Consider the following 15382-nt stretch of genomic DNA (forward strand, 5'->3'; position numbering starts at 1 on the left):
GAAATGCCGTCTGAAACGGTTTGCCTGCCTTACGGCAGCATTCTTGCACGGAACATGGTTTCTTTCATCTGGCGCACGGCCTCGGGCAATCCGAGGAAAAGTGCCTGCGCAATCAGCGAATGCCCGATGTTCAGCTCGCGGATGGCGAGGATTTGGGCGATGGGGGTAACGTTGTGTATGGTCAGACCGTGTCCGGCATTGACGACCAAGCCCAAATCGCCGGCAAAATGCGCGCCGTTTTGGATGCGCTCGAACTGCCTGATTTGTTCGGCGTGGCTGCGCGCGTCGGCGTATGCGCCGGTGTGCAGCTCGACAACGGGCGCGCCGACATCATAGGCGGCTTGGATTTGCCTGTCGTCCGCATCGATAAACAAGGACACGCGTATGCCTGCGTCGGTCAGGATTTTGGTAAACCCGGCAATTTTGTCTTGTTGCGCCAACACGTCCAAGCCGCCTTCGGTCGTGATTTCCTGACGTTTTTCAGGCACGATGCACACATCTTGCGGCATCACTTTAAGCGCGTTTTCGAGCATTTCTTCCGTCAGCGCCATTTCAAGGTTCAGGCGCGTGCGGATGGCGTTTTTGACGGCGGACACATCCGCGTCTTTAATGTGGCGGCGGTCTTCGCGCAGGTGCATGGTAATCAGATCCGCACCGTGCGTTTCGGCAACCAGTGCCGCCTCCACGGGGCTGGGATAAGTCGTGCCGCGCGCATTGCGGACGGTAGCGATGTGGTCGATGTTGACACCTAAAAGCATAATCTTTCCTTTTATTTCTGCCTTCAGACGGCATTTGAAGCCGTGCCGTCCGAAGTCGGGACGGTTTCCCGGGCGGTTTCTTTGCGGTCAAACTGCCGTATCTGTTCCAATACCTGCCGCGATTTCAGCCCCTCGGGCAACAGGTGGCGGATAAAAAGCCGTGTGATTTTCAATGCGTCCTGAAGGCTTTGCCCGCTGCCGAAGCTGCCCGCCCGCAAATCAATCAGGCTCTGCCCGGGGGCGGTAACGCCGGCGGCGTGCGGCGGTACGGCAAATCCTTTTCCGACGGGGAAGACGGCTGTTTCCGGGCGGACAAGGTATGTGCCGCCTGCCGCAATCGTTCCGCCGTCCCCGTCGCGGTTCAAATCGGGGGCAACGCCCAACAGGTTCAGCAGCCGCCACTCGAAACGGCGCAAGTCGCCGATATAAGCGGCTTTGCAGCAGACTGCCTCCATGACTTCCGCCAATGCGTCGTATAACTCGGGCACCGGATCTTCGCGGGCGGTCAGTTTCAAAACCAGCTCGTTCACATACAATCCGCCAAACAACGCCCTACCCTGAGGCTGCCGCCAACCGCCGACCCATTCGGCGCGGTGAAGGGTTTTGAGTTCCTGACTGCCGTACCACGACACGCTGACGGGGACGAACGGCACCAATACGCCGCGCAGCTCGCTCTGCCTTTTGCGCGCGCTGCGCGCCAGCAAAGCCACACGCCCGTAACGGCGGCTGAATGCTTCAACCCGCAGGCTGCTTTCGCGCCAGGGCGAGGAAGCCAACAGGAAAACGGGTTCGTGGTTGATTCGGTGTTCGGACATAATGCCTGAAATGCCGTCTGAACGCTGCCGCCGCTACAAAACGGCGGCCGGATACGAACCGATGATTTTGACGAACGAAGCGCGCCCGCCCAACTGTTTTAATGCCGTCTGAACCTTGTCATCCGTCCGGTGTCCCTCGATATCGATAAAGAACAGGTATTCCCACAAAACAGATTTGCTCGGACGGCTCTCAAACTTGGTCATGGAAATACCCGACTCGGTCAGCGGTTGCAGCAGCGAGGCAACCGCGCCTGCCCGGTTGGGTGCGGAAACGACCAACGAGGTTTTGTCGTTGCCGGCTGCACCGGTTTCATGATGACCCATCACCAAGAAGCGCGTGGTGTTGTTCGGCTCGTCTTCGATGCACTCGGCAACGGGGCTGAGTCCGTAAATTTCCGCCGCCGTGCGTCCGGCGATGGCGGCAACCGTACCGTCTTCCGATTCGGCAACCAGCCTTGCGGCTTCGGCATTGCTGGACACGGCAATCCGTTCGGCGTTGGGCAGGTGTCTGCCCAACCAGTCGTTGCACTGCGCCAACGCCTGCGCGTGGGAAAAGACTTTGGCGATGCCTTCGGTGCTGTGGCTGTTTTTACGCAGAAGGTTGTGGTGTATGCGCAAGACGACTTCGCCGCAAGCCTGCAACGCGGTAACGGCAAGCAGGTCTAACGTGCGGCCGACCGAGCCTTCGGTCGAATTTTCCACGGGGGCGACCAGATAATCCGCCTGACGCGTTTCAACCTGTTTGAAGCAGTCGTCTATGGTCGGACACGCCATTGTATGCGCGGCGTGTCCGAAATGTTTGATTGCCGCCTGCTGGGTAAACGTGCCCTGCGGCCCCAGATAGGCGATGGTCAGCGGGCGTTCGACGGCGAGGCACTCGCTCATCACTTCCCTGAACAGGCGGGCGACGGATTCGTCGGGCAGCGGGCCTTTGTTCAAACCCTGAATGCGGCGCAAAACGGCGACTTCGCGCTCCGGGCGGTATACCGCGCCCGTGCCTTTCAGTTCGCCGATGGCGTGCGCGTGTTGCGCGCGTTCGTTGAGCAGGCGCAGGATTTCCGCATCGATGCTGTCGATGGCGTTGCGGTGAGGGATGAGGAGTTCGTCGATAGTTTGGGACATAATTTCGCCTGAACGGTGGTTTGCCGTGCATTCTAACATCAAATGCCGTCTGAAGCGGTTTCAGACGGCATCGGTTTACAAGTATTCACTTTTTTCGTTTTCCTTCCACGCCTTGCGCGAACAAAGCCACAAAAGCGCGATGCCGCAAGAGGTGGATGCCGCCATCGTTGCCGCCATCACGGTTGCCGAACCGTTGTGCAAGAAGGTCGCCGCCATACCCACGCCCGCGCCGATTAAGGATTGGAACACGCCCAACACGGCATTTGCGCTGCCGCCCTCCTCCTTAAAATAAGACATAAAACACGCCTGCGTGTTCGCGCCGACCAAGCCCTGCGTACCGACCGAAAGCATCACGCACGCGACCAGCAGCCAAAACGGCGGCAGCCCCCAAAACAGCACGGCGGCGAGTTGGGACAGGTTGGCGGCAAACTGGACGACAATCCCCCACAGCAGGATGCTTTGCGGATGCGCGCCGGTTTTGAGCCGCCACGCGGTAATACGGTTGAAAAACATCATCGTGATGATATTGAGCGCGAACACCCAGGCGTATTGGTGCGGCGTAACGCGGTAAAGCTGCCGGTACACAAAAGACGATTCGGTCAAAAAAGCAAACATCGAACCGAAGCTGAATGCCTGAAAAAACAGATAACCCATCGCGGCGCGTGTTTGCAAAACACGTTTGAACCGCCCAGCTACCAATCCGAACACGTCCCGTCCGATTTTGCCGCCGGCGGCGGGCTTGGGCAGGAAATGCTGCACCAGTGCAAGCAGCACCAGCGAATAAGCCGCCAAAAAAACGAAAATCGCCTGCCAGCCGCCCAAACTCTGCAATACCGCGCCGGCCATAGGCGCGGCAAGCGGCACAACCATCAGAATGATGCCGATAAGGGCAAACATCTGCGCGGCTTTGCGTCCGGAATAATAATCGCGCACCATCGCGCCGACGATGACCACAGTCATACCCGCGCCGAATGCCTGCACGACGCGCAGATTGAGGAGCTGCTCGGCACTTGAGGCAAATGCGATGGCAGCAACGGCAAGGCAATATACAATCAGACCGGTCAGGGCGACGGGTTTTCGCCCCTTGATGTCGGACACCGCGCCGCCGACTACCTGTCCGAACGCCGTACCGAACATAAACACACTCAGGCTCTGTTCGATACGGTGGACATCCGCGCCCAGCGATTGCGCCATTTCGGGAATCGCCGGCAGGTAGGCATCGATGGAAAACGGCATCAGCGCGACCAGCATCGCCATCAGAACCGCCATCAGTTTTTCGTTCATCTCAGGATAATGGGCAGAAGGCATAAATTCTCGTCCGATTCGCAAACAAACCGCCCGGCGGCGGAAAACACAATACGCGGAAACGGAAAATTTTAGCACACCGGCACAAGCAGGCGGCAACAAAAGCCACGGGCAAAACCGGACAGGCAGGAACGATATAGTGGATTAACAAAAATCAGGACAAGGCGACGAAGCCGCAGACAGTACAAATAGTACGGAACCGATTCACTTGGTGCTTGAGCACCTTAGAGAATCGTTCTCTTTGAGCTAAGGCGAGGCAACGCCGTACTGGTTTTTGTTAATTTGCTATAAAAAAGCCGGAGGCGGGCAAAGATTTGAAAAAAAAATATTGTATAATGGAATGGGATTCCCTAACGGATTCCCTAACGGATTCCCTAACGGATTCCCTAACGGATTCCCTAACGGATTCCCTAACGGATTCCCTAACGGATTCCCTAACGGATTCCCTAACGGATTCCCTAACGGATTCCCTAACGGATTCCCTAACGGATTCCGATATTCAAAAAATTTTGAACATTTTTAGGAATCAAGAAATGAAAAAACTCCTTACTGCATTAACCGTGCTTGCCCTTCCCGCTGCCGCATTTGCCGCCGACAACCAACCGGGCGTTTATGTACAGGGCGATGCGGGTCTTGCCTCCATCCACGCCGATGGCGAAACATTCAACAATTTCCTCCCGCGCGTTTCCGTCGGCTTCGATGCCGGCGATATGCGTATTGCCGCAGACTACTACCGCGTCCGCGACAAAATTGACGACGCTACCGCCACACTCCAAGGCGCAGGCGTTGCCGTCATCAAAGACTTCAACACCAATTCCATCGTCAAACCTTATGTCGGCGCGCGTTTGGGACTGAACCGATTGACCGTAAAAGATGAAGACGGAAAATACAGTAAAACCAAAGCAAGCATCGGCGCATTGGGCGGTGTCGGCTTTGAAGTCGCTCCCAACGTTACTTTGGATTTGGGCTACCGCTTCAATTATTTGGGCAAACTTGACGATACAAGGGTATTTGCCAACGAATATACCGCCGGTGTCCGTGTGAAATTCTAACCCCCGAAACCGGCATCCGCCGGCAAGCCGACCGCCGCCATTGCGGCGGTTTTCCGTTTCCGCAAAAATCAAAAACAAATGCCTAAAATCCCGTCATTCCCGCAAAAAATGGGAATCCGTTTTTTTAAGCTTCGTTTTTTTGAATTTCAGGCAACTTCTAAATCGTCATTCCCGCGAAAACAGAAACCTAAAATCCCATCATTCCCAAAAAACAGAAACCCAAAACCTTATATATTGCACCCCATCAAAGGGGCGCATTACTTTTCTCGTCATTCCCGCGCAGGCGGGAATCCGGGCATCCGACGCTGCGGCAATTTGTCGGAAATAACCGAAACTCAAAAAACCGGATTCCCGCCTGCGCGGGAATGACGGCGCAAAGATTTCCGCCTATTCGGCAATCATCAAACACCGCTTCCTAACTTTATTTTTGATGCGACAGCCGGGCGGCGGCAAGCGTGGCGGCGATGACGACAAACACGCCCAAGGCGGATACGGGCGACAAATGTTCGCCCAAAATCAAAACCGCCAACAGCACGCCGACGACGGGTTCGAGCGAAATCAACAGTCCCGACACGTTGGCAGGAACACGGCTCATCCCCTTGTTCCACAACCAATAGGCGTACCAGCTGCACCCCACGCCCAAATACAGCAGCGACACCACGCCCTGCCAGCTCCAATGCACGGTATAACTCTGCGCCAGGGCAAGCGAAAACGGCAGGCACATCAGCGATGCGGCGGCAATGGAAACAGATGTGAATGCCGGTGCGCCGATGCGGGCAATCAGCCTTTGCGTCGGGCGGACTGCCGTGCAGAAACCGATTCCTGCAAGCAGCACCAGAAGACAGCCGAACCAGCCGACTTCGCCACCCTCTTCCGCACCGCCCGCCATCAGCAGCGCAATGCCGACAAACGCTGCCACACCGCATATCCAGTGGTAGGCACGCGCTTTGTCGTTGAAAAAGAAGTGTCCGACAAACACCATCAGCAGCGGCTCGAGTCCGACGATGGTCGATGCGCTGGCGGCAGACGTATATTTTAGTCCGACAAACTGCAGCATCAGGGTCAGCACATAGTTGACAAACGCCGCAATCAGCAGGGGCTTCCATTCCTCGCGCGGAATCTTGCCGATATGCCGGCGGCAGGCGGGCAGCACCAAAAGCGCGGCAATCAGCAGGCGCGCGCCGACCATCAGTGCGGGATCGATGCCGCCATAGGCATATTTGGCGGCAATAAACGAGCTGCTCCAGATAATCAGGGCAAGGATTTGGTAAAACATATGAGTGATAAAGTCGGATGGTTATACAAAAAGTAAAAAGGCTGTTGCCCCGCCTGATAAAACAGATATTTCATCGCCGGCAATGCCGTCTGAACGCTTCAGACGGCATCCAAAACCCGGTGTTTCAGAGCGGGCAGGCGGCTGCGGACGCTGTTCAGGCGGTTGGCATCGATGTCTGCCGTAACGATGCCTTCGCCTTCGGGCAATACGTCCAATACGTCGCCCCACGGATCGACAATCATACTGTGTCCGAATGTGCGCCTGCCGTTTTCGTGCAATCCGCCCTGCGCCGCCGCGACAACATAACATTGGTTCTCCACCGCACGCGCGCGCAGCAGCAACTCCCAATGCGCCTTGCCCGTCGTGTGGGTAAATGCCGCCGGAAGCATCAATACGTCAAACGGCAGCTGGCGGCGGAAAAATTCGGGAAAGCGGACATCGTAACAAATACCTGCCGCCACCGGCACGCCCTCTGCCGACAAGTGCGGCACTTCCCACCCCGCGCGGATGGTATCGGCTTCGGCATAGCGTTCGCCCAAACCGGAAAAGCCGAAGAGGTGCATTTTGTGGTACAGACCCGTCCTTACGCCGTCCTGTCCGTACACCAACATCGTATTCATCACTTTGCCCGCCTCGCGGCTTTGCAGCGGCACGGTTCCGCCGAACAGCACCACGCCGCATTCTTTCGCCGTTTCACTCAATGCCGTCTGAAAACGCCCGCCGCCCAAAGGCTCGGCAAGCGTGAGTTTGTCGGTATCGTTTGCGCCCATCAGCACCCAATATTCGGGCAGCAGCACCCAATCCGCACCCTGCTCCGCCGCCCGTGCGACCAGGCGTTTCATGGCGGCGACGTTGGTTTCCGGCGACACGCCCGACACCATCTGCACGGCGGCAACTCTGATTTTGTCCATTTCTTCTCCTTTTTCCTGCCGACCTTGCGGCATATTCCGCCGATACGCTACCATAACGGCAGTTGACGAAAATCTTTACACAAATGCCCATTTTGAACCATATTGCCCTCATCGGTGTAGGGCTGATCGGCGGTTCGTTCGTTCTCGACCTCAAAAGGCAGGGACTCGTCCGCACCGTTACCGGTATCGACACCGACCGCGACAACCTGCAACGTGCGCTGGAGCGCGGCGTGATTGACCGTGCGTCCGTTGCCATCGACGCGGACAGCATCGGCGGTGCGGATTTGGTGCTGATTGCCACGCCCGTCGCCACCGTTCCCGCCATTTTGACCGCGCTGCGCCCCGTTTTGCCGGAACACACTTGGATTTCCGATGTCGGCAGCACCAAAATCTCCGTTATCGAGGCTTTCCGACGCTGCCTGCCCGACAGCATTCACCGCTGCATCGCCGCGCACCCGATTGCCGGCTCCGACAAAAGCGGGGCAGATTCGGCGCAGTACGGCCTGTTCCAAAATAGAAAACTCATCATCACACCACACGGCGGCGAAGATTCAGACGGCATCGCATTGATAGAAAACCTGTGGCGCGCCGTCGGAGCCGAAATTTATACGATGGACGCGCAAAAACACGATGCGGTTTTTGCCGCCGTCTCCCATATGCCCCACCTTGCCGCCTTCGCCTATGTCCACCAGCTTTTCGACCACCCCGACGGAAAGGCGTATCTGAAATTTGCCGCCACGGGCTTTGAGGACTTTACCCGCATCGCTTCCGGCCACCCTGCCGTGTGGGCGGACATCTGCCTTGCCAACAGGGACAACCTGTTGGAGCTGGTTCGGGGTTTGGGCAGGCAGTTGGACACTTTGGAAACCATCCTACTTAACCGGGACCGCCCCTCCCTGTACCGTTATTTTGAAGAAGCCAAAGCCACGCGCGACGGCCAGTCTGATGAAAATTGAGGTTCAGACGGCATCGCGCCCAAACCGAAACCGCCGCAGACCGGGAATCTGCGGCGGTTTTACTCAACCGGGCCTGCCGTCGGAGCGCGGACGGATCAGCCAAGGAATATACTTCCACGCATACACCAAAAGCGCGAGGGCAAACAAAACCGAAGAGGTGCGTATGCTGTGCGTATGGGCGGTACCGGAAGAAAATACGGCAACCATGCGGACGGCAGTTGCCGCCATCATCAGCCAAAATGCGACAGGAACGGATTTGGGCGGCGGATAAATGGGATTGCCCGTATGACCGAGCGCGGTACGCGCCATCATGCCCAAAGTCAGCACGCCGATGCCGCCCACGCCGATCAGGTGCACGCCCAAATTGAGGAAGGCAGGTTTGAAATAAGACGCGCCGACCGCAATCAGCCCCAATCCGGTAAACAGATAACCGGCAAACAGAATCCACAGCATCGGTTCTTTCAACACGGGCCTATACCACCAGCGGTACACCTGCACGGTAAAGATCACGCCTGCCGCAAACGCGAAAACGGCAGACAGCCAAGGCAGCGCGCCGTGCGCCATCAGCATGGCGGTCAACATAGGCAGCCACAGCGAAGCCTGCGCCACCCATTTCGGACTGGGAATCTGCGGCACGTTCAAACGTTTGGACGTAAAAAACGAAATAATCCGCATCCCGATCAGACCGATAAAGCCCGACACCATAATCAGCCCCGACTGCAAACCGCCCAACAGCCCCTCGAAATTGCCGTTGTGCAGTTGGACGTGGAACGCCGCGTGCGTGCCGCCCAAGACGAACAGCGCGAACACGGCGGCATAATTGCGCTGATTCTGCGAACGGATGACGGGCAAAGCCATACACACCGCGCCATACCAGAAAAACAGCGTGCCGAGTATGCCGCTTGCCGCCGCACCCCAACCCGGGATAAAGGCGGCAATCCGCGCAGCCAGCCAAAAGGCGGTCAGCCCGACCAGAACGCCGCCCCTCGTAGGCGGCTGCCCCGTCCAAGTGGCGACGGCGGTCAGCAGGAAGGCGACGACGACGAGGCCGGCATAACCCCAAATCATCTCATGCGCGTGCCAGTAAAAACCGGGTAGATCCGGCGTTCCCGTATAGCCGAAACCCCACAGCAATACGGACAATGCGCCGTACAGCGCCGCCAGCGAATAAAACGGGCGGAACGCCATTGCCCAGACGGGGTGCTTGGTAAATGCGCTCATTCGTGTTCCTTATTTGTCGTTAATATTTTACCCCTCCGAACCGGCAGGCTCGGACGGCAAAAACGGTTCGGCGGCGGGAAACAGCTCGCGTTCTTCAAACCGCGCGTGATCGCGGAGCGTGACGGCAAAATCCGTGTTCCATATTTTGCTCCCGTATTCGGGTTGCGCCATCATCTGCCGCAGTCGGGCGTGGTCTTTCTCGAAACGTTTTTTCAATTCGGGGGCGATGTTCTGCCAAATCGGGGCAAACATGGTTTCCTCTTCACAGAAATGGATTTCCAGTTCGGCAAAATGCGGTTCGAGTTCGTCCCGATGCCCCTCTTCCGGCGTACGCAGCAGCCGCACGCACAGGGAAAGCGAATGGTGGTGGTCGCGCGAAAGCCCGATAAGGGAGGGATGTCGTTTCAACGGTTTCATCATTTTGAGTTACAATAACAAATTATCAAACGGCAGGACGGGTGCTTCAGACGGCATACCGCCGCAGGCAGGCTGCATTCTACCGCCCCGACGGACAGGGTTTCAACCATATAAGGTATTTTCCGTGAAACTTAAACCGTACCGATAAGAATAACGATCCATACCGAGAAAATCATGTATTTGACACAACATACGGACTACGGGCTGCGCGTCCTCATCTACACCGCCGTCAACGACGACGCGCTGGTCAACATCGCCACCATCGCCTCGACCTACGGCATTTCCAAAAGCCATTTGATGAAGGTGGTTACCGCGCTGGTCAAAGGCGGGTTCTTACACAGCGTACGCGGAAAAGGCGGCGGGCTGAGGCTGGCATCGCCGCCCGAACGCATCAATATCGGCGCGGTCGTCCGCCATCTCGAACCGATGCAGCTGGTCGAATGTATGGGCCCGAACAACGAATGCCTGATTACGCCGTCCTGCCGTCTGACGGGCATACTCGGCGGCGCGATGAAGTCGTTTTTTACCTATTTGGACGGCTTCACGCTCCAAGACCTGCTCAACAAACCGACTTACGACCTGCTTTACGAATCGAAAATCCCGATTGTGGCGAAAAGCTGAAGCTGCAAAAATGCCGTCCGAACCCGTTTTCAGACGGCATCTTATTTGATGTTTCAGACGGATGTTCCACCCGGGTACAATGTGTGCCGGCATTTCGGATTTCTGCCGGCAAGGCGCGCGATGCCGTCTGAACGGCTGATGCTTCAGACGGCATCCGTTTCCCTACAAACCGAACACCGCCGTATCGCCGCAACCCCGGCGCACCAATTCCGTGCCGTCGGTCATATCGATGACGGTGGCCGGATCGGTTCCGCACCAGCCGCCGTCAATCACCAAATCGACGGCGTGTTCCAAACGCTCGCGGATTTCATAAGGGTCGGTCAATGGTTCGCCGTCTTCGGGCAGCATCAGGGTGCAGCTTAAAAGCGGTTCGCCCAACTCCTCCAGCAGGGCTTGTGCAACGGCATTGCCGGGAATACGCAGCCCGATGGTTTTGCGTTTCGGGTGCAGCGTGCGCGCCGGCACATCCTTCGTCGCCTGCAAAATAAAAGTATAAGGCCCGGGCGTGGCGGCTTTAAGCTGACGAAACTGTACGTTGTCGATTTCGGCATATGTGCCCAACTCGCTCAAATCGGCGCACATCAGGGTCAGATGGTGTTTCAAATCGATTTTTCGGATGGAGAGTATGCGTTCCATTGCCGCCTTATCGCCAAGTTTGCAACCTAAGGCGTAACACGAATCGGTCGGATAAACCACCACGCCGCCTTTATTGAGGATTTCGACCACCTGCCTGATGAGGCGTTCTTGGGGGTTGTCGGGATGAACGGCGAAAAACTGTGCCATAGTTTGCGTCCTTATCGTCATGTTTTCCGTATTGTACGCCCAAACGCCAAACAAAATGCCGTCTGAAAACCTTTCAGACGGCATTTTTAATATCGAATCAATCAGCCCAAATACCAGAATTTCAATGCCCACAATACGGCAACAACCCATACCATAGGCGGAACATCCCCGGTCCGGCGGCACAAAAGTTTGACTACGGCATAACTGATGAAGCCGAAGGCGATGCCGTCTGCAATCGAATAAGTAAACGGCATGAAAACAATGGTCAGGAACGCAGGCGCGGCTTCGGTCATATCGTCCCAATCAATATCCCGGGCGCTGCGGAGCATCTGCGTGCCGACATAAAGCAGGGCGGGCGCGGTGGCAAATGCCGGAACACTTTTCGCCAACGGCGAAAACATCAGGCAGGCGAGCATCAATACGCCGACGGTAACCGCCGTCAGTCCTGTCCGGCCTCCTGCCGATACGCCCGCCGCGCTTTCCACATAAGGCGTTGTCGAAGAAGTACCCAAAGCCGCACCCGCCACAATAGCGGTCGAATCGGCCAGCAGTGCGCGCTTCAGGCGGGGCAGCTTGCCGTCCACCAAAAGCCCTGCACGATGCGATACACCGACCAGCGTTCCGGTACTGTCAAACAGATCGACCAGGAAAAAGACGAAAATCACACTGACCATGCTGACGGTAAACAGACCTTTAAAATCCATCTGCATAAAAGTCGGCGCAATGCTCGGCACTTCGCCGATGATGCCGTGAAACTCGTTCAAACCCATCAGGCCGGCAATGACGGTAATCGTCAAAATGGTGATGATGATTGCGCCTTGAACGCGGAAATGCCCCAATACGACCACCATGGCAAAACCGAACAACGCCAACAACGCGGACGGCTGATGAATATCGCCCAAGCCGACCAAGGTTGCCGGATTGGCAACGATAATACCCGCGCCTTTCAGAGAAATCAGTGCCAAAAACAAACCGATACCGGCGGCAATCGACATTTTCAAACCCATAGGCAGTGCGTTGACCAGCATTTCCCTGACTTTGAAAAAGCTAAACAGGATGAAAATCAAACCTGAAATAAAGACCGCACCCAAAGCCACCTGCCAAGGCACACCCATACCTTTAACGACCGCAAAGGTAAAATACGCGTTCAAACCCATACCCGGTGCAAGCGCAATCGGATAGTTGCCGACAAAACCCATAACAAAGCAGCCGATGGCGGATGCGATACAGGTGGCGACGAATACCGCCCCCATATCCATTCCGGTCTCGCCCAAAATCAGGGGGTTGACGATAACGATGTAGCACATCGTCAAAAAGGTCGTCAAACCCGCCATCAACTCCGTACGCACCGTCGTACCGCTTGCCTTCAGCTTAAAAATCCCGTCCAACAGTGTTTGTTTTGAAGTGTCCATATCTGAAAGTCTGTATAGTGGAAAAATCTGAATCCGCCGACCGCAAACCGTACGAAATTGCAACATCTTGAAAAACATACCTCCCAAACCAGGAAAACCGGTTCGGGAGGCAATGGGTTTACGGCAAACGGCACATTATTTGTCTGAATTGTGCTGACGGCGCAAAATCGCCGGGATTTCAAAATCGTCAAGGACGGACTGATTGTCGAAATCCGCAGCGGTAAGGTTCATCGTACGGATGCCCCTATTGGTACGAATCATGCCTTCAACATTATTACCCTGCCCTTGTTTCGGTGCGGCCGCCCGTTCGTCGTCCTTTGCGGAAACCGCCGGTCCGACCGCGCCTTTTTCTTTCAAACCGGTTGCGATAATGGTAATCCGGATCGCATCTTCGCTCATAGTTTCGTCTTCTGCCGCACCGAATTTGCATTCCAAATCAGGATGCGCGCTTTGGTTGACGATTTTCATCACCTCGGACAGCTCGGACATTTTCAGACAACCGGGTGCGGTTGTAATATTGACGAGCACACCGCGCGCACCATCCAAGGTTACGTCATCCAACAGAGGGCTGGAAATGGCCTGGTCGGTCGCCATACGGGCACGGTCGATACCTTGGGCATAGCCCGAACCCATCATAGCGATACCGCGATTACTCATCACGGTTTTCACATCTGCAAAATCAAGGTTGATGATTTCGCTCGGACAAGTAACCACTTCGGAAATGCCGGCAACGGCATCGCGCAATACATTGTCGGCGGCGCGGAAGGCTTCGCGCATGGTTACGTCTTCGCCTAAAGCCGTCATCAATTTGTCGTTTGGGATAATAATCAGCGAATCGACGTGTTCTTTCAATTGTTCCAAACCTGCCTGCGCGACATGGACGCGTTTGCCTTCATATGCGAACGGCCGGGTAACCACGGCAACCGTCAGGATGCCCAGCGACTTGGCGATTTCGGCAACAACCGGAGCCGAACCGGTACCGGTACCGCCGCCCATCCCGGTCGTAATAAAGAGCATATTTGCACCGCGAATGGCTTCTTCAATGGCTTCCCTATCCTCTTGGGCGGCCGCGCGGCCGATATCGGGATTCGCGCCCGCACCCAAACCGCGTGTCAGATTCGTACCCAACTGGATTCTCTTCGCCGCATGGTTTTTTGCCAAAGACTGCGCATCCGTATTGGCACTGATAAACTCCACACCGCGCACATTGTTGGCAACCATATTGTTGATTGCATTACAGCCGCCGCCGCCCAATCCGATGACTTTAATCACTGCGGGGCTGACTGCCGATTCTGCCACGTCGTAAACAAATTCCATTCAAAAACTCCTGCTCGCCCATTCAGAGGACGGTTGAAAATAAATTATTATTTCTTATTATATAAGAAGTATCTTGTTACTTGCAAAATACTTCTTACCCTGTCAAACGCCGGCCCGCCTGTTTAGAGGTTGTTTTCAATCCACCTCTTCAACCTCGACCACAAACCTCCGCTTTCTTTACTTTCCCGTACCGTACCGGCCTGCGGCTGCAATAAATCTCCTTTCGATTTGCGCGCTTCGTGCAGCAGCCCGACGGCGGTAGCATAACGCGGTATGCGGACACGATCCGAAAGCCCGCCGACCTCCTGGGGCGAGCCGATACGCACGGGCAGGCCGAACACTTTTTCAGCAAGTTCTGCAATGCCGGTCATCATCGCCGTGCCGCCGGTCAGGACGATGCCTGCGGTCAGCACTTCTTTTGGAAAGCCTGATTTTTCCAATTCGCCCGACACCACCCCTAAAATTTCTTCGATGCGCGCGCCGATGATGAGTGCGAGAACCTCACTGGAAACTTGGCGCGATTTTTGGTCTCCCACACACGGGACTTCAATCATCTCGTTCGCCCCCTCCTTGTCCTGAAATGCGATGCCGTAATGGGTTTTGATGTACTCTGCGGAATCGTACGGCGTTCTTAACGATTGGGACAAATCTTTGGTAATCGAATTGCCGCCGACCGGGATGACGGAAGTATGGCGGATGGCCCCGTTGGTATAAACGGCGATGTCGGTCGTGCCGCCGCCGATGTCGATGACGCACACGCCGAGTTCTTTTTCGTCTTCGGTCAACACTGCCTGGCCGCTTGCCAACGGTTGCGGCATCACTTCTTCCACCTTCAGGCCGCACCGTTCGATACACTTGCGGATATTCTGCACCGCCGTACCCGCTCCGGTAACAATGTGCACCCTGGTATCCAATCGTACGCCGCTCATACCGATGGGTTCTTTCACGCCTGCCTGGGTATCAATAATGTAATCTTGGACGACGGCGTGCAAAATCTTGTGATCGGGCGGGATATTGATTGCCTTTGCCGTTTCAATGGCGCGGTCGATGTCTGCCTGCGTAACCTCCCCGTCTTTGATTTTGACTACGCCTTGCGAATTGAGGCTGCGGATGTGGTTTCCCGCAATGCCTGTGGTAACGCCGGTAATTTTCGTATCCGCCATCCGCTCCGCATCATCGACTGCCTGTCTGATGGCCTGGACGGTGGCATCGATATTGGTCACCATACCTGCGCGCAAACCTCGGGAAGGCGACTGCCCCAAGCCGACAATGTGAATTTCATTGTCATCTTGGACTTCGCCGATCAGTGCCAAAACTGTGGATGTGCCGATATCCAATACGCTGATGTATCTTTTCTGTTGTTCCATTGTTCATCTGCCCTTAAAACTAATTGAAATTTGTGCCCCGCCGCTTTCA

Annotated in this window: 15 protein-coding genes; 3 read left to right on the top strand and 12 right to left on the bottom strand. The window is 55.8% G+C overall.

What is annotated here, in order from left to right; all coding sequences use genetic code 11:
- Nucleotides 1-29 precede the first annotated feature (29 nt).
- From pdxJ to FGL10_RS06540, 4 genes are read right to left on the bottom strand one after another with little or no spacing between them, the layout of a single operon-like run.
- Nucleotides 30-758, bottom strand: coding sequence for a pyridoxine 5'-phosphate synthase (gene pdxJ, locus FGL10_RS06525; RefSeq protein ID WP_003710416.1), 729 nt, complete (start codon nt 756-758; stop codon nt 30-32).
- Between the two features lie 23 nt (nt 759-781).
- On the bottom strand, nt 782-1573 hold the full coding sequence (gene recO / locus FGL10_RS06530; RefSeq protein WP_003710418.1) for a DNA repair protein RecO: 792 nt from the start codon (nt 1571-1573) through the stop codon (nt 782-784).
- 33 nt (nt 1574-1606) lie between these two features.
- On the bottom strand, nt 1607-2734 hold the full coding sequence (gene pheA, locus FGL10_RS06535) for a prephenate dehydratase (protein WP_115178074.1): 1128 nt from the start codon (nt 2732-2734) through the stop codon (nt 1607-1609).
- 36 nt (nt 2735-2770) lie between these two features.
- Entirely contained in the window at nt 2771-4003 is a 1233-nt protein-coding gene (locus FGL10_RS06540; protein ID WP_138251441.1) for a multidrug effflux MFS transporter, read from the bottom strand.
- A 530-nt stretch (nt 4004-4533) separates the two neighbouring features.
- On the opposite strand from FGL10_RS06540, the gene FGL10_RS06545 reads away from it, so the two are divergent.
- Complete coding sequence (locus FGL10_RS06545) at nt 4534-5052, top strand: opacity family porin (protein WP_036470459.1); 519 nt, start codon at nt 4534-4536, stop codon at nt 5050-5052.
- 421 nt (nt 5053-5473) lie between these two features.
- Here FGL10_RS06545 and FGL10_RS06550 read toward each other — a convergent pair whose 3' ends face one another.
- Both FGL10_RS06550 and FGL10_RS06555 read right to left on the bottom strand, forming a co-directional pair.
- On the bottom strand, nt 5474-6328 hold the full coding sequence (locus FGL10_RS06550) for a DMT family transporter (protein ID WP_003711118.1): 855 nt from the start codon (nt 6326-6328) through the stop codon (nt 5474-5476).
- A 98-nt stretch (nt 6329-6426) separates the two neighbouring features.
- Nucleotides 6427-7239, bottom strand: a complete 813-nt coding sequence (locus tag FGL10_RS06555; protein WP_036470466.1) for a carbon-nitrogen hydrolase family protein — start codon at nt 7237-7239, stop codon at nt 6427-6429.
- 83 nt (nt 7240-7322) lie between these two features.
- On the opposite strand from FGL10_RS06555, the gene FGL10_RS06560 reads away from it, so the two are divergent.
- The gene (locus FGL10_RS06560) at nt 7323-8195 is read left to right on the top strand and encodes a prephenate dehydrogenase (RefSeq protein ID WP_003711120.1); all 873 of its coding nucleotides are present in this window, start codon (nt 7323-7325) and stop codon (nt 8193-8195) included.
- A 63-nt stretch (nt 8196-8258) separates the two neighbouring features.
- Here FGL10_RS06560 and FGL10_RS06565 read toward each other — a convergent pair whose 3' ends face one another.
- Entirely contained in the window at nt 8259-9416 is a 1158-nt protein-coding gene (locus FGL10_RS06565) for an NnrS family protein (protein ID WP_003711121.1), read from the bottom strand.
- A gap of 27 nt (nt 9417-9443) precedes the next feature.
- Nucleotides 9444-9833: a hemerythrin domain-containing protein gene (locus FGL10_RS06570; protein WP_036470462.1), complete on the bottom strand. Its 390-nt coding sequence runs from the start codon at nt 9831-9833 to the stop codon at nt 9444-9446.
- Between the two features lie 174 nt (nt 9834-10007).
- Here FGL10_RS06570 and FGL10_RS06575 point away from each other — a divergent pair, with 174 nt between their 5' ends.
- Nucleotides 10008-10454, top strand: coding sequence for an Rrf2 family transcriptional regulator (locus tag FGL10_RS06575; protein WP_003711123.1), 447 nt, complete (start codon nt 10008-10010; stop codon nt 10452-10454).
- Nucleotides 10455-10616: 162 nt separating this feature from the next.
- On the opposite strand, the gene FGL10_RS06580 is transcribed toward FGL10_RS06575, so the two are convergent.
- The 4 genes from FGL10_RS06580 to ftsA form a co-directional block, all read right to left on the bottom strand.
- The gene (locus FGL10_RS06580) at nt 10617-11237 is read right to left on the bottom strand and encodes an L-threonylcarbamoyladenylate synthase (RefSeq protein WP_036470463.1); all 621 of its coding nucleotides are present in this window, start codon (nt 11235-11237) and stop codon (nt 10617-10619) included.
- 101 nt (nt 11238-11338) lie between these two features.
- Nucleotides 11339-12649, bottom strand: coding sequence for an NCS2 family permease (locus FGL10_RS06585; RefSeq protein WP_003711126.1), 1311 nt, complete (start codon nt 12647-12649; stop codon nt 11339-11341).
- 135 nt (nt 12650-12784) lie between these two features.
- Entirely contained in the window at nt 12785-13966 is a 1182-nt protein-coding gene (ftsZ, locus tag FGL10_RS06590) for a cell division protein FtsZ (protein ID WP_003711127.1), read from the bottom strand.
- Nucleotides 13967-14088: 122 nt separating this feature from the next.
- Nucleotides 14089-15333: a cell division protein FtsA gene (gene ftsA, locus FGL10_RS06595; protein ID WP_003711128.1), complete on the bottom strand. Its 1245-nt coding sequence runs from the start codon at nt 15331-15333 to the stop codon at nt 14089-14091.
- Nucleotides 15334-15382: the final 49 nt, after the last annotated feature.

It is taken from the genome of Neisseria lactamica (genome assembly GCF_901482445.1).
Lineage (GTDB): Bacteria > Pseudomonadota > Gammaproteobacteria > Burkholderiales > Neisseriaceae > Neisseria > Neisseria lactamica.